This is a genomic window from Candidatus Acidiferrales bacterium (assembly GCA_035934015.1).
In the GTDB taxonomy this organism is placed as follows: domain Bacteria; phylum Acidobacteriota; class Terriglobia; order Acidiferrales; family UBA7541; genus DAHUXN01.
Map to the genome: position 1 here is coordinate 17,096 of DASYYH010000001.1, position 23,068 is coordinate 40,163.

23 protein-coding genes are annotated in these 23,068 nt (G+C 58.0%); 11 read left to right on the plus strand and 12 right to left on the minus strand.

The window, feature by feature from the left end; all coding sequences use genetic code 11:
* Nucleotides 1–57: 57 nt before the first annotated feature.
* The gene (gene queA, locus VGR81_00090) at nucleotides 58–1,164 is read right to left on the minus strand and encodes a tRNA preQ1(34) S-adenosylmethionine ribosyltransferase-isomerase QueA (protein ID HEV2287331.1); all 1,107 of its coding nucleotides are present in this window, start codon (nucleotides 1,162–1,164) and stop codon (nucleotides 58–60) included.
* A gap of 188 nt (nucleotides 1,165–1,352) precedes the next feature.
* On the opposite strand from queA, the gene VGR81_00095 reads away from it, so the two are divergent.
* From VGR81_00095 to VGR81_00115, 5 genes are all read left to right on the plus strand, one after another.
* On the plus strand, nucleotides 1,353–2,516 hold the full coding sequence (locus tag VGR81_00095) for a class I SAM-dependent rRNA methyltransferase (GenBank protein HEV2287332.1): 1,164 nt from the start codon (nucleotides 1,353–1,355) through the stop codon (nucleotides 2,514–2,516).
* A gap of 219 nt (nucleotides 2,517–2,735) precedes the next feature.
* Nucleotides 2,736–3,083 carry an Hsp20/alpha crystallin family protein gene (locus VGR81_00100; protein ID HEV2287333.1) on the plus strand — a complete coding sequence of 116 codons (348 nt, stop codon included), beginning with the start codon at nucleotides 2,736–2,738 and terminating at the stop codon, nucleotides 3,081–3,083.
* Between the two features lie 111 nt (nucleotides 3,084–3,194).
* Nucleotides 3,195–5,810, plus strand: coding sequence for an ATP-dependent chaperone ClpB (clpB, locus tag VGR81_00105; GenBank protein HEV2287334.1), 2,616 nt, complete (start codon nucleotides 3,195–3,197; stop codon nucleotides 5,808–5,810).
* A 72-nt stretch (nucleotides 5,811–5,882) separates the two neighbouring features.
* On the plus strand, nucleotides 5,883–6,743 hold the full coding sequence (locus VGR81_00110; protein HEV2287335.1) for a zinc metalloprotease HtpX: 861 nt from the start codon (nucleotides 5,883–5,885) through the stop codon (nucleotides 6,741–6,743).
* Nucleotides 6,744–6,994: 251 nt separating this feature from the next.
* Nucleotides 6,995–7,864: a hypothetical protein gene (locus VGR81_00115; GenBank protein ID HEV2287336.1), complete on the plus strand. Its 870-nt coding sequence runs from the start codon at nucleotides 6,995–6,997 to the stop codon at nucleotides 7,862–7,864.
* A 105-nt stretch (nucleotides 7,865–7,969) separates the two neighbouring features.
* Here VGR81_00115 and VGR81_00120 read toward each other — a convergent pair whose 3' ends face one another.
* Nucleotides 7,970–8,140 carry a hypothetical protein gene (locus VGR81_00120; protein ID HEV2287337.1) on the minus strand — a complete coding sequence of 57 codons (171 nt, stop codon included), beginning with the start codon at nucleotides 8,138–8,140 and terminating at the stop codon, nucleotides 7,970–7,972.
* Nucleotides 8,141–8,255: 115 nt separating this feature from the next.
* Between VGR81_00120 and nagA the strand changes: the two genes are divergently transcribed.
* A complete protein-coding gene (nagA, locus tag VGR81_00125) occupies nucleotides 8,256–9,431 on the plus strand; it encodes an N-acetylglucosamine-6-phosphate deacetylase (GenBank protein HEV2287338.1) in 1,176 nt (391 codons plus the stop codon).
* A 17-nt stretch (nucleotides 9,432–9,448) separates the two neighbouring features.
* Here nagA and VGR81_00130 read toward each other — a convergent pair whose 3' ends face one another.
* From VGR81_00130 to VGR81_00170, 9 genes are all read right to left on the minus strand, one after another.
* Complete coding sequence (locus VGR81_00130; GenBank protein HEV2287339.1) at nucleotides 9,449–9,706, minus strand: glutaredoxin family protein; 258 nt, start codon at nucleotides 9,704–9,706, stop codon at nucleotides 9,449–9,451.
* A 101-nt stretch (nucleotides 9,707–9,807) separates the two neighbouring features.
* On the minus strand, nucleotides 9,808–10,245 hold the full coding sequence (locus VGR81_00135) for a F0F1 ATP synthase subunit epsilon (protein HEV2287340.1): 438 nt from the start codon (nucleotides 10,243–10,245) through the stop codon (nucleotides 9,808–9,810).
* A 30-nt stretch (nucleotides 10,246–10,275) separates the two neighbouring features.
* Nucleotides 10,276–11,742: a F0F1 ATP synthase subunit beta gene (atpD, locus tag VGR81_00140; GenBank protein HEV2287341.1), complete on the minus strand. Its 1,467-nt coding sequence runs from the start codon at nucleotides 11,740–11,742 to the stop codon at nucleotides 10,276–10,278.
* 15 nt (nucleotides 11,743–11,757) lie between these two features.
* Nucleotides 11,758–12,681, minus strand: coding sequence for an ATP synthase F1 subunit gamma (atpG, locus tag VGR81_00145; GenBank protein ID HEV2287342.1), 924 nt, complete (start codon nucleotides 12,679–12,681; stop codon nucleotides 11,758–11,760).
* Nucleotides 12,682–12,699: 18 nt separating this feature from the next.
* Nucleotides 12,700–14,244, minus strand: a complete 1,545-nt coding sequence (gene atpA / locus VGR81_00150) for a F0F1 ATP synthase subunit alpha (protein HEV2287343.1) — start codon at nucleotides 14,242–14,244, stop codon at nucleotides 12,700–12,702.
* A gap of 8 nt (nucleotides 14,245–14,252) precedes the next feature.
* Nucleotides 14,253–14,789: an ATP synthase F1 subunit delta gene (atpH, locus tag VGR81_00155; protein ID HEV2287344.1), complete on the minus strand. Its 537-nt coding sequence runs from the start codon at nucleotides 14,787–14,789 to the stop codon at nucleotides 14,253–14,255.
* The gene (locus VGR81_00160; GenBank protein ID HEV2287345.1) at nucleotides 14,786–15,376 is read right to left on the minus strand and encodes an ATP synthase F0 subunit B; all 591 of its coding nucleotides are present in this window, start codon (nucleotides 15,374–15,376) and stop codon (nucleotides 14,786–14,788) included. Before VGR81_00160 ends, atpH begins: the two co-directional genes overlap by 4 nt.
* Nucleotides 15,373–15,831: a hypothetical protein gene (locus VGR81_00165; GenBank protein HEV2287346.1), complete on the minus strand. Its 459-nt coding sequence runs from the start codon at nucleotides 15,829–15,831 to the stop codon at nucleotides 15,373–15,375. Before VGR81_00165 ends, VGR81_00160 begins: the two co-directional genes overlap by 4 nt.
* Nucleotides 15,832–16,043: 212 nt before the next feature.
* A complete protein-coding gene (locus VGR81_00170; protein ID HEV2287347.1) occupies nucleotides 16,044–16,991 on the minus strand; it encodes a hypothetical protein in 948 nt (315 codons plus the stop codon).
* A 600-nt stretch (nucleotides 16,992–17,591) separates the two neighbouring features.
* Here VGR81_00170 and VGR81_00175 point away from each other — a divergent pair.
* The 4 genes from VGR81_00175 (at nucleotide 17,592) to VGR81_00190 (ending at nucleotide 21,275) form a co-directional block, all read left to right on the plus strand.
* Nucleotides 17,592–18,764, plus strand: coding sequence for an acyl-CoA dehydrogenase family protein (locus VGR81_00175; GenBank protein ID HEV2287348.1), 1,173 nt, complete (start codon nucleotides 17,592–17,594; stop codon nucleotides 18,762–18,764).
* Nucleotides 18,761–20,050 (plus strand): DUF711 family protein, encoded by a 1,290-nt coding sequence (locus tag VGR81_00180; GenBank protein ID HEV2287349.1) that lies wholly within the window; start codon nucleotides 18,761–18,763, stop codon nucleotides 20,048–20,050. Before VGR81_00175 ends, VGR81_00180 begins: the two co-directional genes overlap by 4 nt.
* 46 nt (nucleotides 20,051–20,096) lie before the next feature.
* Nucleotides 20,097–21,080, plus strand: coding sequence for a class II fructose-bisphosphatase (gene glpX / locus VGR81_00185; GenBank protein ID HEV2287350.1), 984 nt, complete (start codon nucleotides 20,097–20,099; stop codon nucleotides 21,078–21,080).
* A 72-nt stretch (nucleotides 21,081–21,152) separates the two neighbouring features.
* A complete protein-coding gene (locus VGR81_00190) occupies nucleotides 21,153–21,275 on the plus strand; it encodes a hypothetical protein (protein ID HEV2287351.1) in 123 nt (40 codons plus the stop codon).
* 244 nt (nucleotides 21,276–21,519) lie between these two features.
* Here the strand turns inward: VGR81_00190 and VGR81_00195 are convergent, their stop codons facing one another.
* On the minus strand, nucleotides 21,520–22,167 hold the full coding sequence (locus VGR81_00195) for a helix-turn-helix transcriptional regulator (GenBank protein HEV2287352.1): 648 nt from the start codon (nucleotides 22,165–22,167) through the stop codon (nucleotides 21,520–21,522).
* A 259-nt stretch (nucleotides 22,168–22,426) separates the two neighbouring features.
* Here VGR81_00195 and VGR81_00200 point away from each other — a divergent pair, with 259 nt between their 5' ends.
* The gene (locus VGR81_00200; GenBank protein ID HEV2287353.1) at nucleotides 22,427–23,008 is read left to right on the plus strand and encodes an HDIG domain-containing protein; all 582 of its coding nucleotides are present in this window, start codon (nucleotides 22,427–22,429) and stop codon (nucleotides 23,006–23,008) included.
* Nucleotides 23,009–23,068 lie beyond the last annotated feature (60 nt).

Sequence of the window (23,068 nt, forward strand, 5' to 3'; positions counted from 1 at the left end):
ATGCCACTCCCCGTTGCACGATGGCAACGGCTCGGACGCCGGGAAAATCCAATCGCGTCAGCGGATCCACATGCAATCTCCATAGCTATAGAAACGATATCGCGCCTCAACCGCATGCTCATATGCGCGCAATACAAATTCACGCCCTGCAAACGCAGCCACCAGCGCCAATAAACTCGATTTCGGCAGATGAAAATTCGTCAGCAATTGATTGACGGCGCGAAATGGTTTGCCAGGAAATAGAAAAATATCCGCCTCGGCGCGCCCTGCGTGAACCACTCGATTGCCGTTCGCCGGTGTACGAGCGGCTTGTTTCTCGGCGGCGTCTTCCAGGCAGCGAACCACGGTCGTGCCAATGGCCACGATCGGCCTGCCCTCCGCGCGAGCCCGCTCCACTGCCGCCGCCGTGGACTCGGAAATTTCATAAGACTCCGTGTGAATCCGGTGCTCCTCCAGCCGCTCCGTGCGAATTGGCTCGAAGGTTCCCAGGCCCACATCCAGCGTAATCTCCGCGATTTCGATTCCGCGCTCGCGCATTCGCGAAAAAATCGTCGGTGTGAAATGCAGCCCCGCCGTGGGTGCCGCAACAGCTGTGCCTTGCCGTGCGAAAATCGTCTGATAACGCTCACGATCCATCGGAGCATCTTCGCGCTTGATGTAGGGCGGCAGAGGAATATGCCCGAGCCTTTCGATTTCCGCCCGCAGATCGCCCGCGCCACGGAACTTCAGTCTTCGCACACCGAAATCCCCGCGTCCGATCACTTCCGCTTCCAGTTCGCTGTCCCCAAAATAAATCACCTCGCCAACGGGAATTTTGCGCCCTGGCCGCACCATAGCTTCCCATTCGTCCGCTCCACACGAGCGCAACAACAATACCTCTATCTTTGAACGCAGGTTTTCCCCGCGAATCGGGTTATTCTTCCCCAAGGGTTGCGCGTGAATTCCTTTTCGATGCCCCCAGAGCCTCGCGGGAAGGACGCGCGCGTCGTTGATCACCACCAATTCGTCGCCACGAAGCAGCTCCGGAAATTCCCGAAACTGGCGGTCCTCCCATTCCCGCGTTTTCCGTTCAAGAACCAACAGACGCGAGGCGTCCCGTTCTTCAAGCGGCCACTGTGCAATCCGCTCCGGAGGCAAGTTGTAGTCAAAGTCGCTAAGGTTCATCGTAGTGCCTGCTGCGGGCCTTGACTCAAAAGGCTGCGCTCGGCATTGGCGCGTGTGCCCGAAGTATGCTATGACATCTTCCAAAGAAACCCGGTCGCCCCCGAAATCGTCATTTCGGTGGCTAGTGTGCGTGGCCTGCGGACCGCTATTGTAGCGAAGCTCCTAATGGAATGCTTCACCGAGGCTTTATGGCCAAAGGCCTGGTAACGATTAGCCAGCGCGGCGCTGACCGCATTCGTACTGGTCATCTATGGGTCTATCGCAGCGATGTGCGCTCCGCCGAAGCCGAAAGCGGCGACATCGTTCCGGTCAAGGACGAGCGTGGCAACTTCGTCGGCCATGCCTTTTATAGCACGCGCTCGCAGATCGCCGTTCGCCTCCTCACGCGCGACGATGTCGCCGTTGATCGCGCATTTTTCGTCGCCCGCATCCAGGCCGCCGCTGAATTTCGCAAGCTTGTCGTCGAAAATACAGAAGCCTGCCGCCTCATCTACAGTGAAGCAGACTTGCTCCCATCGCTGATTGTCGACCGCTACGCCGATTTCTTCGTCATCCAGACCCTGAGTCAGGGAACAGAGCGCCGCAAAGAGGAGTTCGTCTCGATTCTCACGGAACTTTTCTCGCCTCACGGCATCCTGGAGCGAAATGATCCGCGCGTCCGCGAACTCGAAGGCCTCGACCGCCGCGTTTCGCTCCTCTCCGGAGAGGTTCCGGAGGAAGTCGTCGCATCGCGAAATGGCGTTCGCTTTGTCCACGATCTGTACAAAGGGCAAAAGACAGGCGCATTTCTCGACCAGCGTGAAAACCACGCCGTCGCGGCCACCTACGCATCTGGCGAAGTCCTTGATTGCTTCACCTATCATGGCGGTTTCGCTTTAACCATCGCTTCCCGCGCTGCACATGTCGAGGGCGTCGATCTTTCCAATGCTGCCATCGCCATCGCTCGCCGCAATCAGGAGCTCAATCAAATCTCCAATGTGACCTTCCGAGAGGCCAATTCCTTTGACGTCCTCAAGGCCTATGACGAGTCCGGCCGCAAATTCGATATGGTTATCCTCGATCCTCCTGCCTTCGCCAAAAACCGCGACAGCGTCCCATCCGCTATCCGTGGCTATAAGGAAATCAACCTTCGCGCCATTAAGCTCCTCAAACCTGGTGGAATTCTCGTTACATGCTCTTGCTCTTACCATATTCAGGAACCGCTGTTTCTTCAGATCGTGGCGGAAGCCGCCAACGACGCTCGTAAACTGCTTCAAATCGTCGAACGCCGCACGCAAGCTCGCGACCACACGATCCTTCTGACCATGCCTGAAACTCATTACCTTAAGTGTCTGATTTTCAGAGTATTATAGGTATTGCACACAGTAAAATGCTGTTTCTAAAGGAATAAGAAAATATTTGACATTTATAGACTCATATTATATAAATGCAATGCAGTTAGATTCTAATTTGGAGGCTTTAAGATGAATTCAATCTCTCGTTGGGAGCCTTTTCGCGGCAGTTCCTCGCTCCAAGAACAGTTCAATCGCCTTTTTGAGAACCGATTCGCCGGGGGAACAGATGAGCAAACTTTGACCGCCTGGGCACCGGCAGTTGACGTCTTCGAAACCGAGAATGAGCTGGTGATCAAGGCCGACCTGCCGGAAGTGTCCGAAAAGGAATTGGATGTCCGGGTCGAGAACAACATGCTGACGATCCGCGGAGACCGCAAGTTTGAGCAAAAAGTAAAAGAGGAGAACTATCTGCGCATGGAGCGGGCCTATGGCTCCTTCAGCCGCAGCTTTTCCCTGCCAAACACGGTGAACACCGAAGCGATTCACGCGGACTATAAGGAAGGGGTACTGACCGTCACCTTGCCGAAGCGCGCGGAGTCCAAGCCCAAGCAGGTGAAGATCAACATCACGAACGGGAAGAACTAACCAAACAGGAGTCCTTCTGTTTCGAGGGGGTCGGAATCGCGGGATTTCGACCCCTGTCGTTCGCTCGAGTCTTTGAACCGGCGTTAGAATTGGAAATTGGGAGGAACGTACATGCTGCGTTTAGACAAATTGACCGTGAAAGCTCAGGAAGCGCTGCAATCCGCGCAAGAACTCGCGGCTTCTTCCGGTCAGCAGCAAATCGAGCCGATTCATTTGCTGGCGGCCCTGCTCGAACAGGGCGAAGGCGTCGTGGCGCCTTTGCTCGCCAAGCTCGGCGCCCAGCCCGATGCGCTCAGTGCCGAAGCTCGCCGCGAAATCGAGCGCTTGCCGAAAGTTTCTGGAGCCGCACAGCAATATCTCAGCCCGGCATCGAACGACGTTCTGTCTCGCGCTTTTGATGAAGCCGCCCGATTCAAAGATGAGTACGTCTCCACCGAACACATTCTCCTTGCCATTGCGGGGCTCGACCGCGACCCTGCCGGCCAGTTGCTCGCGCGCAACGGCGCCAGCCATGATGCTATTCTTCAGGCGCTTGTCAGCGTGCGCGGGAGCCACCGCGTCACAAGCCAGAACCCGGAAACGACCTATCGCGCTCTCGAACAATATGCGCGCGACCTCACTGATCTCGCCCGCCGCGGCAAACTCGATCCTGTCATTGGCCGCGACGAAGAAATTCGTCGCGTCATGCAGATTCTCGCTCGCCGCACGAAGAACAATCCGGTCTTGATTGGCGAGCCCGGCGTGGGCAAGACGGCCATTGTCGAAGGCCTTGCCCAGCGCATCGTCTCTGGCGATGTGCCCGAAGCCCTGAAACCCAAGCGCATTGTGGCTCTCGATTTGGCATCTCTTGTGGCTGGCGCGAAATACCGCGGCGAATTCGAGGACCGCTTGAAAGCCGTCCTCAAGGAAGTTACCGAATCCGAAGGCCAGATCATCCTGTTCATCGACGAGCTCCACACTCTTGTCGGCGCGGGCGCTGCGGAAGGCTCAATGGACGCCTCGAATATGCTCAAGCCTGCTCTGGCGCGCGGCGAACTCCGCGCCATCGGCGCCACCACGCTCAACGAATATCGCAAGTACATCGAAAAAGATCCCGCGCTCGAGCGCCGCTTCCAGCCAGTGATGATCCCCGAGCCTTCCGTCGAGGACACTATCGCCATTCTGCGCGGCCTGAAAGACCGCTATGAAATTCATCATGGTGTTCGCATTCAGGATGCCGCCATTGTAGCCGCCGCGATACTTTCGCATCGCTATATTTCCGACCGCTTTCTGCCCGACAAGGCCATCGACCTAGTCGACGAAGCCGCTGCCGGCTTGCGCATGGAATTGGACTCCATGCCCGCGGAAATCGACGAAATCGAACGCAAGATCCTGCACATCGAAATCGAGCGCCAGGCGCTCTCAAAAGAATCCGACGCGCATTCCCGCGAACGTCTCGCCACGATTCAAAAAGAACTCTCGGCCCTGCGCGAAAAATCAAGCGCGCTCAAGGCTCAATGGCAAATTGAGAAAGACGCCATTGCCCGCATTCGCAAGATCAAAGGCGAAATCGAAAACCTGAAAACCGAAGAGCAGCGCCTCGAACGCGCCGGCGAGCTCGCCAAAGTCGCCGAAATTCGTTACGGCAAACTTGCCGCTGCCGAGCGCGAATTGCAGAAAGCGCAGGACGACCTGAAGAAGCGCCAAAAGGGCCGCGCCATGCTGAAGGAAGAAGTCGGTGAAGAAGATATCGCGCGCATCGTGGCCAAATGGACTGGCATTCCCGTCGGGCGCCTTCTCGAAGGCGAAGTCCAGAAGCTCGTCCACATGGAAGAGCGCCTTCGGCAGCGTGTGATCGGCCAGGATGATGCGCTCGCTCGTGTCGCCAACGCCGTCCGCCGGAGCCGATCCGGCCTTTCTGACCCGCACCGTCCGATTGGCTCGTTCCTGTTCCTTGGTCCGACCGGTGTCGGCAAGACCGAGCTCGCCCGCGCCCTCGCTGAATTTCTTTTCGACGACGAGCGCTCCATGGTCCGTCTGGATATGTCCGAGTACATGGAGAAGCACTCCGTCGCGCGCATGATTGGCGCGCCTCCGGGATATGTCGGCTACGAAGAGGGAGGCCAGCTCACCGAGCAGGTGCGCCGCCATCCCTATTCCGTCGTTTTGCTCGACGAAATCGAGAAGGCACATCCCGACGTCTTCAATGTTCTGCTCCAAATTCTCGAAGATGGCCGTCTTACCGACGGCAAGGGTCGCACCGTCGATTTTCGCAACACGGTTATCGTGATGACTTCCAACATCGGCTCCTCCGCGATTTTCGAGCTGGTCGCCAGCGACCCCAAGCGCGCTCGCGCCGAAGCCATGGAAGCGCTCCGCCAGATTTTCCGGCCGGAGTTCTTGAATCGCGTGGACGACATCGTTATTTTCCAGCCGCTCGGCAAAGAACAGCTCGATCGCATTGTTGCGCTCCAGCTCGTGCAGTTGGAAAAGATGCTTGCAGCCAAGCACGTAACGCTGCGCCTCGCGCCCTCAGCACGCGAATTGCTGCTGCGCGAAGGTTACGATCCGGCGTATGGTGCGCGGCCGTTGCGTCGCGCGATTCAGCGCCTTGTGCAGGATCCGCTGGCTCTTGAAATTCTCGACGGCAAAATTCTTCCCGGCGACGAAGTCCTCGTCGAACCAGATTCAAAGACCGGCGAGATGAAATTCAAGCGCACCGAGGCAAAAATCGGTGCAGCGCGATAAAACGGCAGCAATGGCTCGATTGACGCTGAACATCAGGCACTCTAAACTGGTTGTGCGGCTTACGGAGAATCCATGAAGACCATCAAGACCCTGTTTCTTCTCACATCGCTTACCCTCTTGCTTGTCCTCGGTGGCAAAGCGATTGCCGGAACGCGCGGCATGACCTTCGGCCTCATTCTTGCCGTGGTCATGAACGGCGTCTCCTACTTCTTCTCCGATAAGATCGCCCTGATGTCCAGCGGCGCTCAGCCGGTCACGCGCGAGCAGGCACCGCGCCTTTACGCCGTCATGGAGCGCCTCGCCGCCAAGGCGGGTTTGCCTATGCCGAGACTCTATGTCAGCCCGCAGCCTGCTCCGAACGCATTCGCCACTGGCCGTAATCCGCATCATGCCGCCGTCTGCGTCACAGCCGGACTGATGCAAATCATGAACGATGACGAACTCGAAGGCGTCATTGCCCACGAGCTTTCTCACGTGCGCAATTATGACATCCTCACATCTTCCATCGCCGCCACGCTCGCTGGCGCTATCACCTGGGTTGCGGAAATGGGCCGCTGGGGCTTGATCTTTGGCGGTTACGGCGGGAACTCGCGCGACGGCGAAGGCGAAGGCAATGCCATCACTGCGATCCTGATGCTCATCCTGGCGCCTCTTGCTGCACTCTTGCTCCAGCTGGGCGTTTCGCGCCAGCGGGAATATCAAGCCGACGCCTCTGGCGCCAAAATGGTCGGCCATCCATTCGGCCTGATTAGCGCTCTCCAGAAACTCGAGGCTTACAACAAGAAAATCCCCATGCAGATTTCCTCTTCGACATCTGCTCTGTGCATTGTCGCGCCGCTGCAGGCCCGCCAGATGTTCGCCAATCTCTTCAGCACGCATCCTCCGCTGGACGATCGCATCGCCATCCTGAAAAACATGCATATCACGCGTTAGCCGCTTGCCTCTTTGCACGGTTGCCGGGTCATTGAACTAGCCGATTTCTTCTCTGAGAATAATCCACAGGGTGAAGGTAAAGATTTCAGAGCTGTGTTATCTTGGCCGCACGCTGCCCCTTAGTACAGCTTCTTGTAACTATAAGATAATAAAAACGATACATTGGTCTTCACGCCGTCTGGAAGATTGGCCATCCCCGTGCTTCCTCCCTCTCTAGGCAGGGGGATTGAAGTCCAAGGAGAGACGACGACATGTTAGAACAACGCGAAAATTCAGTGGTTACGCCGGAACAACCGGCGACTCCCCGGTGGGTGGGAATTGGTGTTGCATTGCTGGCTGTGGTTTCCCTGATAGCTTTGGGCATCGGCTGGACAGCTGAGAACGCCACGAAAAGTACCGACAAGGCGCTGGCGGCGCAGTTGCAGACCGATAATCAAGCGCAGACGGTCCTGGAACAGCGGCTGCAGCAAGCCGAAGAGACCAACGCACAGATGCAAGGCGAATTGAGCGTCATCACCAATCGCCTCAAGCTGACCCAAGGCGAACTCGCCAATACGCGAGTCCAGGCGAAGCATGTTAAGGCGGACAACGAGAAGCAGTTCGCCGCCGTAGCACAGCAAGAGCAGCAATTGAACACGCAATTGGCCACCAAGGCGAGCTCGGATGATCTGAACAAGCTCGGCACGGATGTCAATGGCGTGAAGACCGCTCTGGACACCACCAACCAGAACCTGCAAATGACGAAGGACCAATTTGGCAATCTCATCGCCCGCAACCATGACCAGATCGAAGAACTCCGTCGCATGGGCGAGCGCAACATCTACGAGTTCACCGTCAGCCGCAGGGGCGTCAAGCAGCATGTCGGCGATCTGACCGTTGAGCTCCATGCCACCAACGTCAAGAGGCAGATGTTCACGTTGACGATCCTCGTTGACGACAAGCAGTTCGAAAAGAAAAACCGTTCCGCCGACGAACCGATTTACTTCTATACGCATGAGTATCAGACGCCGCTCGAGATGGTCGTGAACTCCGTAGGCAAGAACAAAGTCACGGGCTACCTGAGCGTGCCGAAGAATGCGGTGCCTGCCGCGGCGCCAGCAGCGAGCGGGACAGGCCAGTAGACACGAGTTACCCCTGAATACGCCTCGCGTCGGGAAACTGGCGAGGGGCGGCGAGCTGAAAAGGGAGGCGTTCTGAGGGCGCCTCCCTTTTCATTTTTCTGGAGACTATTCCGCTTTCGAGAGGGATCTCATTTTCCGGCGCAGGAATATCTTGGCCAGTGCGGGGAGTTTGTCGTGCGGCAGCTTGCCTTGCTCGTAAAGCTTCATCTTGGCCTTCGCGGACTTCCGCTTGCGATGATGCCGCTTCCAGGCCAGAAACCGCTTGTCGCTTGCCATGCATATCCTCCGTTCAATCGATGAGTCTATTGATTGTAACCGAGCGTGATATTCTTGCAACCCCGCGTCACGTTTTTCCGCGCAAGTTTTCCACTTCGTCTAAGATGAGTGCGTCATGCCTCCGTTGATTATTCGCGCCGGCCGCGCCTTTACGCCGCAGGAAGAAATCCTTGATGCGGCTATTGTCGTCGAGGACGGGAAAATCGCTTCCGTTGGCCGCCGCGACGCCATTCACGCTCCCGCCGGCACCAAGGAATTTCTCGCGCGCGATATGATTCTCGTGCCGGGCTTTGTTGACATTCACATTCACGGCGCCGGCGGCCATGACGTCATGTCCTCCACCGACGAGGCCCTCAGCGCCGTCGCGCGCACGGTCGCCGCGCATGGCACGACGTCGCTTGTCGCCACCACGGTCACCGCTCCGCCCGACGAAACTCGTCGCTGCCTGGAAGAAATCGCGCGCTTCATCAAAAGCCCGGCAAACACCTCTGCTCCTGCGATTCCTACGGCTGAAATCGTCGGCATTCATCTCGAAGGTCCGTTCATCAGCTCGACCAAGCGCGGCGTCCATCCGCCCGGCGCTATCGCCAAGCCCTCTATCGCTCTCTTCGACCGCTATTTTGAAGCTGCCGACGGAACGGCCAAGATCCTCACGCTTGCGCCGGAAATCCCCGGAGCCCTGGATCTCGTCGAACGCGGCTACGCCAAAGGCCTCGTCGTCGCTCTCGGCCACACCGACGCAACCTATGAACAGGCGCACACCGCCATTTTTCGCGGCGCTCGCCATGCCGTTCATGTCTTCAACGCCATGCGCAACTTTTCTCATCGCGAAACTGGCGTCCTCGGCGCTGTGCTCACGGACGAATCCGTCACCGCCGAAATCATCGCCGACGGCATTCACGTCGACGACCCTGCGATTCGCCTCTTGCTCGCCGCCAAGGGCACGAATCTCGTTATTCTCGTCAGCGATGGCATCTCCGCCACGGGCATGCCCGACGGCACATATCGCCTCGGCACATTCGACGTCACCGTCTCGCGCGGCGTTTGCCGCAATCGCGAAGGCAAACTCGCCGGAAGCACGCTGACTCTGGACCGCGCCGTCCAGCACATGGTTCACCTCGGTGTGCCGATCATCGAAGCGATCCGCATGGCCACGTTCAATCCCGCGCGCCGCGTTGGCCTCGAATCGCGCAAAGGCATTCTCGCGCCGGGCGCGGACGCCGATTTCGTTCTTCTCACTCAGGAATTGAAAGTCGCAAATGTATACACCCGTGGCGTGGCGCTTTCCTGAACACCACACTTACCTGATTACGAATTCAGTGGAATTTTCAACTCTTCGGTGAGTTTGTAAGGATCGAAGGGGCTGTTTGCAAAGTACCGTCCGTCAACTTCGAGCGTCGGCACTTTGCGCCGTCCGTCATTGACGCGCATCACGAGTTCCTCTGCTTCCGGTGACTTGTCGATATTCACTTCGCGAAATGGAATCCCACGGTCTTTGAGGAATGATTTTGTCCGCCGGCAGTCGCCGCACCAGAACGTTGTGTATATCGTGACCTCGGATGTCATTCCTAACTCGCTTTAGTCTTTAACCAACTGTAAAGATGCGGCAGAACTGGCTTCGATTCAACCTTGCAGATTGGAATGTCGCGGGAATAACACGAGTAATGCTACGAATGGCTCGCGGCCACGGAAGATGCGCCGCCTTTGGAAGCGGCATAGAGCCGCGTCAGCGCGCGATTCAGGGCAAGGTTTGCGCGGTCCCAATCGTCAGCCGATGGCCCCTTGCCCAGCGCCGCTCGCGCGCGTTCCATCGCTGCGCGTGCACGCTCGACGTCCACTTCTTCGGCGCGCTCGCATACATCGGCGAGCACAATCACGCGCCCGGGCAATACTTCCGCGTAGCCGTTCATCACCGCCGCGTAGTGAAGCTGCGAACCCTTGCGATATACCAGCGTGCCGATGCCAAGCTCCGTCAGCAACGGCGTGTGCCCGGGCAGAACTTCGAGGTAACCCTCCTTGCCGGGTACCTCCACGGAATCCACCGTCTCGCTCAGCACGTACCGCTCCGGCGTGACGATTTCCAGTTCGATGTGCTCCGGTAGCATTTTTCGCGCGCCGCTCGCTCCTTTTCCGTTCTACGCTGTCGCCGCCATTTTCTCAGCCTTCTCTTGCGCTTCTTCGATCGTGCCCACCATATAGAAGGCCTGCTCGGGGAGTTCGTCGTGTTTGCCTTCCACGATTTCTTTGAAGCCGCGAATCGTGTCTTCCACCTTCACGTATTTTCCTTCCAAACCCGTGAACTGCGCCGCCACGAACATCGGCTGCGAGAGGAACCGCTGGATCTTGCGTGCGCGCGCCACGATCAGCTTGTCTTCTTCCGGCAATTCCTCGATGCCCAGAATCGCGATGATGTCCTGCAGGTCCTTATAGCGCTGCAGCGTGGACTTCACCAACCGCGCCACGTTGTAATGCTCTGTGCCGACGATTCGCGCATCAAGAATTCTCGAATAGCTCGCCAGCGGATCCACCGCCGGATAAATTCCCAGCTCGGAAACCTGCCGGCTCAGGTTCGTCGTCGCATCCAGGTGCGAGAAGGTTCCTGCTGGCGCCGGGTCCGTGTAATCGTCCGCCGGCACGTAGATCGCCTGCACGGACGTGATCGACCCCTTCTTCGTCGAAGTAATTCGCTCCTGCAGCTCGCCGATTTCCGTATTGAGGTTCGGCTGGTAACCCACCGCTGAAGGCATGCGTCCCAGCAGCGCCGAGACTTCCGAGCCTGCCTGGACGAATCGGAAAATGTTGTCGATGAAGAGCAGTACGTCCAGCCCTTCGGCGTCGCGGAAGTATTCCGCCACCGTCAGTCCCGTCAGTCCCACGCGCAAACGCGCCCCGGGTGGCTCCGTCATCTGTCCGTAAATCAGCGCCGCGCGCGACTTCTCCGAGTTCCCCGGCACGATGACGCCACCCTCGCTCATTTCCAGCCACAAGTCATTGCCTTCGCGCGTGCGCTCGCCCACGCCCGCAAACACCGAAACGCCGCCGTGCTTCATCGCCACGTTGTGAATCAGCTCCATGATCAGCACGGTCTTGCCCACGCCCGCGCCGCCGAATAATCCGATCTTGCCGCCCTTCAAATACGGCTCGATCAGGTCCACCACCTTGATTCCCGTCTCGAACATTTCGAGCGTCGTCGATTGCTGGTCCAGCGCCGGCGCCGGGCGGTGAATCGGCCAGTGCTCTTTCGCTTCCACCGGTCCAAGCTTGTCCACCGGCTCGCCCAGCACATTCAGCACGCGCCCCAGCGCTCCGCGCCCCACGGGCACCGAAATCCCCTCGCCCAAATCGATCGCCTTCATCCCGCGCACCACGCCCTCAGTCGGCTTCAGCGACACGCATCGCGCGCGCCCTTCGCCCAGGTGCTGCTGCACTTCCGTGATGATGTCGATCGGATCCGTGGCGTCGAATCCTTCGTTCGTGATGCGCACCGCGTTGTAAATCAGCGGCAGATGCCCTTCCTCGAACTGCACGTCGATCACCGGCCCGATGACTTGCACCACGCGGCCAGTCTTCATTTGCTTCTTGTCTGCTGCATTTTCTGCCATCGAAAACTCCCTTGCCTAGGACGATGCCGCAAACGCGGCGCCGCTTACGATTTCTATGATTTCCTTCGTGATGCTCGCCTGCCGGATTCGGTTCATATCCAGCGTCAAATCCGTGATCAACTCTCCCGCGTTCGTCGTTGCCGCATCCATCGCCGTCATCCGCGCCGCGTGCTCCGCCGCTGCCGATTCCAGCAGAACGCGGAAAACTTCCGTTTCCAAATATCGCGGCACAAGATCCGCAAAAATCTCCTCGGGTGGCTCTTCGTAAATGTAGTCGACCGTTCCCGCCAGCTTCGCGCTCTCCGCCGCGTGCTCTGCGGTTTCCGTCGCAAATTTTTCGCCTGTGCGCTCATGCAACAAGAGCTCCGGATCGAGCGGCAGCAGTTTTTCCACAACCAGTTTCTGCACAATCACGCTTTTGAATTCGTTATAAATGGCGTAAACCGCATCGGCTTCGTGCAGCGCGTAAATTTCCGAAATCCGTTTGGAAATTTCTTCCGCGTGCCGGAATTCCACGTGCATCGAAACGTTTTGCCATTCCCCGGCGAGCTTGCCCCGTCGGCGCCGCAAATTTTCCACGCCTCGCCGCCCCACAGCGATCACTTGCACTTCCTTCCCGTGTTGTTCGCGCAGAAATTCGCTCGTCTTTCGCAGTACGTTCGTATTGAACGCACCGCAAAGCCCTTTGTCCGACGTCACCACTACCGCTAGGATGCGCCGCTCTTCGCGCCGTTCCAGCAGCGGATGCTGTGGCTCGGAAACGCGCTGCATCGCCGATCGCAGCACGCGGCGAATCTCCTTCGCATACGGCCGCGCGCGAAACACACCCTCCTGCGCGCGCCGCAGCTTCGCCGCAGAGACGAACTTCATCGCCCGCGTGATTTGCTGCGTGTTTTTCACGGACCGGATGCGCCGGCGATAATCGAGCAGGGTGGGCATTCGAACTCTCGGCGCCGATTAATTCGCGGCTGGAGCCTCCGCCGGTTTCAGGGTAGCGACAAATTGCTCCTTGAACTGCTCGAGCGCCTTGGAAATCTCGCCGCGCAGCGCATCATCGAGCGCCTTCTTCTCCTTGAGCGTTTTCAGCAAGCTGCTGAAATTCGTGTCGAAGAAGCTGTACATCTCTTTTTCGAAGCGCCGCACTTCTTCCACCGGCAGGCTGTCGAGGTAGCCGTTCGTGCCCGCGAAAATCACGAGCACCTGCCGTTCCACTGCAATCGGCTGGTACTGATCCTGCTTCAGCAATTCCGTCAGTCTCTGCCCGCGGCCCAGTTGCGCTTGCGTTGCTTTATCCAGTTCCGATCCGAACTGCGCGAACGCCGCCAGTTCGCGGAATTGCGCCATGTCCAGTCGCAGCGTGCCCGCCACCTGTTTCATCGCTTTGATCTGCGCGTTGCCGCCGACGCGGCTTACGGAAATGCCCGCGTTGATCGCCGGACGGATGCCGATATTGAACAAATCCGATTCCAGATAAATCTGCCCGTCCGTGATCGAAATCACGTTCGTCGGAATATACGCCGAGACGTCTCCCGCCTGCGTTTCAATCACGGGCAGCGCCGAAAGCGACCCGCCGCCAAGTTCCTTGCTCATCTTCGCGGCGCGTTCCAGCAACCGCGAATGCAGGAAGAACACGTCGCCCGGATACGCCTCGCGTCCGGGTGGCCGCCGCAGCAACAGCGAAATCTCGCGGTACGCCTGCGCATGTTTCGAAAGGTCGTCGTAAAAGCAAATGGCGTGCTTCCCGTTGTCGCGGAAAAATTCTCCAATGGCGCACGCCGCAAATGGCGCGATGTACTGCATCGTCGCCGGTTCCGAAGCCGTCGCCGCCACCACGATGCTGTGCTCCATGGCGCCGGCGTCCGTCAGCGTCTTCACCACTTGCGCCACGGTCGACCGCTTTTGTCCAATCGCGCAGTAAATGCAAATCAAATTGCCGCCGCGCTGATTGATAATTGTGTCCAGAATGATTGCCGTCTTGCCCGTTTGCCGGTCGCCGATAATCAGTTCGCGCTGTCCGCGTCCAATCGGAATCATCGCATCAATGGCTTTGATTCCCGTCTGCACCGGCTCGCGCACCGGCTGCCGGTCAAGAACTCCCGGTGCCAGACGCTCGATGGGGCTGCGCTGCTTCGTCGCGATCGGTCCTTTATCGTCGAGCGGCTCGCCAAGCGGATTCACCACGCGGCCAATCATCCCTTCGCCCACGGGCACGGACATAATCGTCTTCGTCCGCCGCACCGTGTCGCCTTCGCGAATCGCCGTGTAATCTCCCAGCAGCACCGCGCCCACCTGGTCTTCTTCCAGGTTCAGCGCGATTCCCGTCACCTCGTGCGGAAACGCCAGCATCTCGCCAGCCATGGCTTTGTCGAGCCCGTGGATGCGCGCGATGCCGTCGCCGACGGAAATCACCGATCCCACTTCCTCGACCGCCATCACCTGCTGATAGTTTTCAATCTGCTCGCGAATGATTTTTGTGATCTCGTCAGCCTTGATTGTCGCCATTCCTGCTCCTATTGCGATTCCAATCGCGTGCGCAGCCGGTTGAGCCGTTCGCGCACCGATCCGTTATAAATTGTCGAGCCAATTCTTACCGTCGTTCCGCCGATGAGCGACGGATCCAGCCTGTATTGCGCCTGTATTTTCTTCTGCGTGATTTTTTCGAGCGTTTGCGTCAGCCGCGTCTTCTCTTCGGCGGAAAGCTCGTGCGCCGACGCAACCATCGCATCTGCGATTCCCATCCGGCTGTTCATCTCCGCTTCGAACGATTGCCGGATTTCGCCGAGAACCCCCGTGCGTCCGTGGTCGATCAGCACGAAGAAAAAATTCTTCACTTCCGCATGCGAACCCATTTTCGCGGCCAGCTCCGCAATCACGGCCTTCTTCTTGTCCGGGCCAATCGCCGGAGTCCCCAGCAAATTTCGCAACTCTGCCGATTGTCCAACGATGTGTACGAAGTCCGCCAAATCCTGCCGGATTTTCGCAGCGTCCTTGTTCTGAAAAACGGCGTCCGCCAGCGCCGCGGCATAGCGTTGCGCAATGGCGCTCAATTCGCGCTCCCCTGCAAATCCGCGACAAACCCGCGGAAAAGCCCCGCTTCCACTGTCGGCGTCATTTGCTGTTGCAGCAGCGCCTCGGCGCGCTCCACCGCCATTCGCGCCGCAATCGCCTTCAATTCCAGTTGCGCCGCGCGTTCCGCCGCGCGAATTTCCATCTGTTCCGCCTGCTCGATGCGCTTGGCTTCTTCTTGCGCCAGCGCGCGGATGCGCTCCACTTCCGCCGCGCTCTCCTTTTTCGCCCGTGCGCGAAGTTCCTCGACCTGTTTTTCGAGCGTCGCCATTTTCGTCTCAGCTTCGCGCTGCTGGCGCTCTGCTTCTTCGCGCGCGCGCGTGCTCTCCGCAATCGCCGCACCGATTACTTCTCGCCGGTGACGGAACGCTGGCGGCGTCTTCTTCGCAAACGCCCAGATCAGCACCGCCGCAAAAATCCCAAAATTGATCCAGCGATAGACCCACCCCGTCGTGCTGTTCGCTTCATCCGCCGGGTTCGATTGCGCCAGCACCGGCGCTGCATAAAGCGCCGCCATGAACGCCATCGCGCTCAACCACGCTCCAAGGCGTCCGACTCGCCGCATCATCGCGCGTCCTTCACGGGTCGCTGCTCGAGAATCATCCTTGCGATCTGTCCCGCCATCACGCCGCTTTCACTTTCAAGTTGCTTCCTCGCCGCCTCGAATTCCCGCTCGATCCGTTCTTTTTCCTTGCGCACTGTGTCCTGCGCCACGCCTCGCGCCGCGCGCAGCACTTTCGCGCGCTCCTCGAGAGCCGTTTGTCGCACCGCTTCCTGCTCCGTAAACACACCGGCGCGCGCTTTGCGCAAAGCCTCTTCGTACGCCTCGGTCTTGTCTTTTGCCGCCGCCTGAACAGCCTCCGCGTCCTTGCGCGCCTGACTGATCCGCGCGTTTCGTTCCGCTAGCACGCGCTCCATCGGTTTGAAAAAATTCGCACGCAAAAACCAGTAGAAAAGAAGGAATAAAAGGATGGTCGGGATCGACTTGAGGAACAGCGCTTCGAGCTGTTGCAGGATCTGCATCGCACACTATTGCGAACGCCGCATCGCCTCCCTGGATTTTCTCCGCAATCGGCGGCTCGACGCCGCCGTCAGGCACACATTTCACTCACCGCAGAGCCAGCAATTATCGCATCCCTTCTCCGCCTCGTCAACCGCCCTCAAATCCTGGTGGCGCCCGAAGTTGCCACAAATCAGGGCCGTTGCTGGCCATAGATGCCCTAATTCTCCTTTTGTTAGGTATGCCTGTTTGTTCCTGAGCCTCCGTAGCGTTCCCATCGGCCCCCAAGGCTCTCGTCAGAATCTCTAAATACGGAATACCGGAATGAAAAATAGGTTTTGTGTATCTCCTTGGTTTGCTCGAAAAAAGGGTCTTGATACCAAACATATCCGTAAACCAGCAGAAATGCCTTCTCGTTCTGAAGGAGTTGCAATTCCTCAACGCTAAGGCTTCTCTCGGCGTGAAGGAAAGTCACGATCTTGAACGGCGCGCCCTCGCGCCCCTGCGGCAATGGGCGGGGGTCTCGATTCCAAGGCGGTTCGCCGTAATCGAATGCGTACTTCATCCGCTCTTCATCGCAAATTTCAAGCATCGCGGTAGATCGGGTTATCCAAGCGGGAGTGTTTCCAAAGTTTCTAAAGTTAAGAACCGCGTTCAATGGTTGCCTAGAAGCAACCATCTGCGTTACCAAACTCCAGTAATCTTTACCAGGAGGATCAAAGCTACTCAACATAATCCACGGGCGCTCATTGTTTATGACGGCCTGAGCATTCAAGAATGCGGCTTTGGCACTGTCCCTAGCGGCTTCAGCAGCAGTCTCGGCGTGCGCAGTTTGTTCCTTAATTTTGTCTAGGGTTCCGAGGGCTATTCTGGCACCAATGAAGCCAATAATGGCTAGAGCGAGCGTACCAATCGCCATGAGTATATTGGAAATTCTGGCCCACCAGTCAGCTTTGGTTTCGTTTGTATATATGTTCTGGTTGTGCTCTTCGACGGGGGGAGATTGGAGCGGCGCGCCCTGATTGCCATCACGAGATGTACCTACTGGCGGATCAGGCTTTTTGTCCTGGCTGGTCCGATTCTGGCTAGACTGGGCAGCCTTACCCGACGAGGGATCCAGTGCGATCGTCGTAACGGACAGAGCGAGAAGCGCCAAGATAATAGGCAGACCTATCTTCTTCACGCCGACACTGTACCACCCTTTTTCGCCGAATTACTGTTGACAACTCTGTCAACATCTGCCATGCTTGGAAAAACATGTCTAACTGCTTTATTTTCGCCGCTCAACCCAGTCCCCGGGGCCGCCGGTGGCCTCTCGCCGCCTAGCCCTCTCGATACTGTCCGATTCCGAAATTTGCCCTCGAAAACTCAATTCTAATCGCTTGTCCTATGAAGAATTAGAACTGACCTTAACTTACACAAAACAAACAACCGGACCTCGTTCTAATCGCGGATTCTTTCGACTTTTTGAAAAATTTTACGAAATCGGACACCGCCCTTGCCGAACCACCAAAGCTACGCCGCACCCTACGCCGATCGCCCCTCCCGGCCGGCCGCGGAACTCGTGCCGCTCGGCTCCGCGGGCCCCGTTCGGGCCCACTCGTCGCCACACTCGCCGCACTGCCAGCCGCATCTCGGATGGTGGGTCAGTTGGAATTTTCTGGATCGTGACACAAGAAGTCAAAATTCCGACTGGCCCACTGCCGCAATCTCCCCGCCATTTCGCGCGGCCCCCGGGGATGCTATGCTTGTTCGCTCGTTTCCAATTCAAAGGAGAGTCCGTATGCCCGCTTTCGCCGGAGTCGATTTTCTCGACTTCGATTCCCTCCTCACCGATGAGGAAAAACTCTCGCGCCAGACCGCGCGCAAATTCGTCGACGACGAAGTCCTGCCCATCATCGAGCAGTACAACCGCGACGCCAAATTCCCTATGCAGCTTGTCCCCACCATCGCCGAGCTCGGATTTTTCGGCGCCAACTTGAAAGGTTACGGCTGCGCGGGAATGTCCAACGTCGAATACGGCCTGGTCATGCAGGAGCTCGAGCGTGGCGATTCCGGCCTCCGCAGTTTCGCCTCCGTGCAATCTTCTCTCGTGATGTACCCCATCTACGCCTTTGGCTCCGACGCGCAAAAAGAAAAGTGGCTCCCCCAGCTCGCTTCGGGAAAAGCCATCGGCTGCTTCGGCCTCACGGAACCGCAATTTGGCTCGAATCCCGGCGGAATGCTCACGCGCGCCGTGCACCAGGGCGGCAGCTACATCCTCAACGGCGAAAAAATGTGGATCACCAATGGTTCGCTCGCCGATGTCGCCGTGATCTGGGCGAAATGCGAAGATGAAAAAATTCGCGGCTTTCTCGTCGAAAAAAATACGCCGGGATTCAAGTCCTGGGACGTTCACGGCAAATGGTCGCTCCGCGCTTCGACCACTTCTGGCCTTTCCATGTCCGATTGCAAAATCCCGGCGGAAAATCTTCTTCCCTCCGTCGAAGGTCTGCGCGGCCCGCTCTCCTGCCTCAATCAGGCTCGCTATGGAATTGGCTGGGGCGGCATTGGCGCGGCAATGGCCTGCTACGACACGGCGCTGCGTTATGCCAAAGAGCGCAAGCAATTCGGCAACAAGCCCATCGCTTCGCATCAGCTGGTGCAGGAAAAACTTGTCTGGATGATTACCGAAATCACCAAAGCGCAGTTTCTGGCCCTTCAAGTTGGCCGTTTGAAGGATCAGAACCGCGCGCATCCCTCTCACATATCCATGATGAAAATGAACAACGTCTCCATCGCGCTCGAAACGGCGCGCAAGGCACGCGAAGTTTTGGGCGCGAATGGCATCGTGGACGATTACTGCATCATGCGCCACATGACCAATCTCGAATCCGTCTACACCTACGAAGGCACCAACGACATCCACAAATTAATCATCGGTGAGCGCATCACCGGAATCGCGGCTTTCGAATGACTCCCCTAACTCTCATTCAGTCCCGCGCCAGATGCTATCCCTTCGCCTGCGGAATCCTGGCCACGGTCGTGTTTGTGCTTTCATTTTTCTTCGGCGCGACGGCTCGCGCCGCTTCACCAGCCGATAACCGTCCCAAAGTGCGCGCGATCACTGCTTTCATCTCTCTCGATCCCGCACATTACGAAACGCAAATCGCCGAAACGATGGTTGCCCTGAAGAAGATCAAAGCTGCTTATGAAAAGGCCGGTTTCGAAGTTCAGACGCTTCGCATCACCACGCAGCCGTTTCCCGAATACACGCGCAATCTTTCCGATGCGCAGGCGCTCGATTTTTTGAAAAGATATGACGCGCTCGCCGCGAAAGATGGGTTCGACGCTTCCATCGGCGCGGCCATGCTCAGCAAGGGTGATGATCTTCGCGAAGCTCGCCTGCTCGGCCAGATCATCGCCTCGACAAAAATTCTCGAAGGCAATATCGTCATTGCCGCCGACGACGGAATTCACTGGGACGCGATTCCCGCCGCGGCGAGTTTGATTCACTATCTCGCCGTCAACAGCGCCGGCAGTCTGGGCAATTTCCGCTTCGCCGCCATCGCCATGGTTCCTCCCAACACGCCGTTTTACCCGGCGTCCTACCAGATGAACGGCAATCGTTCTTTCGCCGTCGGCTTGCAATCCGCCAACGTTGTTGCTGTGGCTCTGGCTTCCACGCGCGACCCGCAAAAAGCCCAACTAGCCATCGAAAATTCTCTCGGCAAATGGGCACGCGAAATCGAAACCGTCGGCGAGCGCGCCGGCGAAGAAACGGGCTGGAAATATTCTGGCATTGATCTTTCACCTGCGCCGCTGAAAGACGTCTCCATCGGCACGGCCATTGAGAATTTCACGGGCCAGCCGATGGGTTCGAGTGGAACGCTCGCCGCCGTCGCTCTCATCACCGGTGCTTTGAAAAAAATTCCCGTCATGCGCACCGGCTATTCCGGCTTGATGCTTCCTGTGCTCGAAGACTCCGTCATCGCGCAGCGCTGGAGCGAAGGCCGATTGTCGACGGATTCGCTGCTCCTTTTTTCTTCCGTCTGTGGCACTGGGCTCGACGTCATCCCGATGCCCGGCGATACGACCGAAGCGCAGATCGAACCGATCTTGAAAGATGTCGCGAGCCTGGCGTACAAATGGCACAAACCGCTTTCTGCGCGGCTGCTGCCTGTCGCGGGCAAGAAGGCCGGAGAGCAAACGGAATTTCAGGATCCATTCATGGTCAATGCGAAAATTCAACCGGTGCCGTGAACGGCCATGACGCAAGAATTTCCGTTGAGAATCCGCCGGAGCAAATATGGAAAATAAACTGAGTCTGGAGTTTCTGCGCGTTGTCGAACAGGCCGCCATCGCCTCGGCCCACACTATGGGCCAGGGTGACCGCCACAAGGCCGACCAGGTGGCCGTCGAAGCCATGCGCCGCGAAATGGACACCGTCGGCATGGATGGCACGATCGTCATCGGTGAAGGCGAGCGCGACGAAGCGCCCATGCTCTTCATCGGTGAAAAAGTCGGCTTGGCCGCAAAGCACAAGGATAATTATCCCGCTGTGGACATCGCCGTAGACCCGCTCGAAGGAACAAATCTCTGCGCCACGGGCGAGCCGAACGCCATCACCGTTCTCGCCGCCAGCGAAAGGGGTGGGTTGCTTCACGCACCCGACCTCTACATGGAAAAAATCGTCGTCGGACCCGCCTGCCGAGGCGCGGTCGAACTCGATGCGCCGGTAAAAGACAATTTGAAGGCCATCGCAAGGCGCCTCGACCGCCTCGTCGAAGATCTCGTCGTGATTGTTTTGGATCGCCCGCGCCACGAAAAGCTCATCAACGATATTCGCAGCGTCGGAGCGCGCATTCGGCTGATCGGCGATGGCGATCTTTCCGCCGGAATTGCCGCCGCGGTGGTTGGTTCGGGGGTGCACGCCGTGATGGGCACAGGAGGAGCGCCGGAAGGCGTGCTCACAGCCGCAGCTCTGAAATGTTTGAATGGCGAAATCATCGCGCGGCTCGTTGTCTCCAAGCCCGAACAGCAAGAGCGGCTGGCGAAAATGGGCGTCGCGGATGCAAAGAGGATTTACAAGACAGACGAGCTTGCTCCAGGCAAAAAAATCATTTTTGCCTGCACCGGCGTGACCGAAGGCAACATTCTGCGCGGCGTGCGTTTCTTTGGCGAGGGCGTGCGCACCCATTCCCTGGTCCTCACCTACGACGACCGGCAGGTGCGCTTCATCGATAGTGTACATCTGAACAAACGGCCGGATGCGAAGGTTCGGTTTTTCTGAGGGAGACAGCTAAACTAAGCTCAAGTTGCGCGGGGGCCCACCTAAACGCCGCAATATAAGGGAGCGCGAACCATGCCCGCAAATCTGAGCTCATCCCAGCCGAAGAGCGACACAAATCGCAACAAACGACTGATTGCCCTGGGTGCCGTGCTCGTGATTGCCTTCATCGTGTGGATCATCACCATGCTCCGCTAGAAGGCGAATGCTGTAGTGCAAGCTCTCGATTCGCGCAACAAAACGCGCACTTGCGGGTAGTTCAATGAAAGAATGGCGAGCGGCAGCGGCGGCCTAGTCGCAAAGTGCCGTCGTCAGCGTGACTTTCAACGGCTCGCCGACACTCACATGGATTCGAATACTTTGCCGGTAGAGAAGAGGCTTCATGGCGTGCTTGCGGCGACGCCCAAGGGCGTCGCCGCGCCAATATTGATTGGGAAGCCGCTCAGCGGTGTGCGGCCGCCATGGACGGCGGATGCCGGCGCGGCAACTGCGGCATCTTCGACTGCGGGATCGGCTGCACCGGTGCGCGCATCACGGCACTGTTGCTGACGTGGTCGCTGATAGCCTGCAAACGCTTGAGAATGGACTGCCATTGCGCCCAATCGAGCTGGCGCAGGAACGGCCGCAGTCCCTGAATGAAAGGATCCTCGAGAAGCGTCTGACCCGTGGACTCGGGCACAAAGAAACGGTTGAGTCCGACGCCAAGCGCTTCGGAGATTTTCTCGAGCGTGCCGAGGCTAGGCGTCATCTGGCCGCTCTCGATGCGCGAAAGATAAGAACGCGAAACGCGCGAGCGAGATTGCAGCTGGCTCTGCGTCATGCCGCGGGACTCGCGCAACTGGCGAATGCGCTGGCCGATGTTCTCGACCGTCTCGCGATTCGGCCACTCACCCGAGGACTGCGCTTCATCGCCCTGAGCGTCCTGAAGCGAAGGAGTCGGGATGACGAAAGTCACCTTCGGAGGCAACAGGCGCAGGCAGCGGCGACAGTTATCGGTACGGGTGCGATATTGAACGAGTCCGCAGACACCACAGCGGACGACTTCTCGGTCCATGTCCGAGTTGACTTCCTCAACTTTCTTTTCTACCACCGGTCTTCCTCGCAGACTTTTCCGGCGGTGCGAAGAGGAGGAACGTTTCACAGAGGGAAGGCAGAAACTGGCGCGAGCGACATTCTCTCCATCGACCTATCCTGAGTCAAGTCTTTTTTTGTCTATCCCCTGCCTGAGCGAGAAATTCTATTCCTAATCCGACTTCAAAAGCAATCGTCGCGTAATTTCGAGCACGTAAATCGCCGGAAATCAGACTTTTTTGATAGGCTAGGGAGTTTTCTGACTAAGGGAGGACAGCATGGGGAGCCTGCCGAGTCGCGAAGAAGCCTGGAAACTGCTGTGCGAATATACGCAAAGCGAAAATCTGCGCAAACACGCACTGGCGGTCGAAGCGTGCGTGCGCGCCTATGCACGGAAACAAGGAGCGGATGAGGACCTCTGGGGACGAGCGGCGCTACTGCACGATTTCGATTACGAGCGCTGGCCGAACGCCGAGCATCATGCGGACAAAGAACATCCCTTCGAGGGGGCGAAGATTTTGCGTGAGCGCGGCTATCCGGAAGAAATGATTCACGCGATTCTGGCGCACGCCGATTACACGGGCGTGAAACGGGAGTCGGCGCTGGATCATACGCTCTTTGCGTGCGACGAGCTTTCGGGTTTCCTGACGGCCTGCGCGCTGATCAAGCCGAGCAAGAAAATCGCGGATGTGCGAGCGGACTCCGTGAAAAAAAAGCTGAAGGACAAAGCGTTTGCGCGGGGCGTGAATCGCGACGATGTGCGCAATGGCGCGGAAGAGCTTGGCGTGCCGCTCGAAGAGCATATTCGTTTTTGCATCGAAGCGATGCGCGGTGCGGCCGAATCGCTGGGCCTGGCCTAGAGCGTTTTCCCCCTCCTTCCGCGAGCCGGGTCTGGCATGCCTCGCTGTGTTAGAATCGAA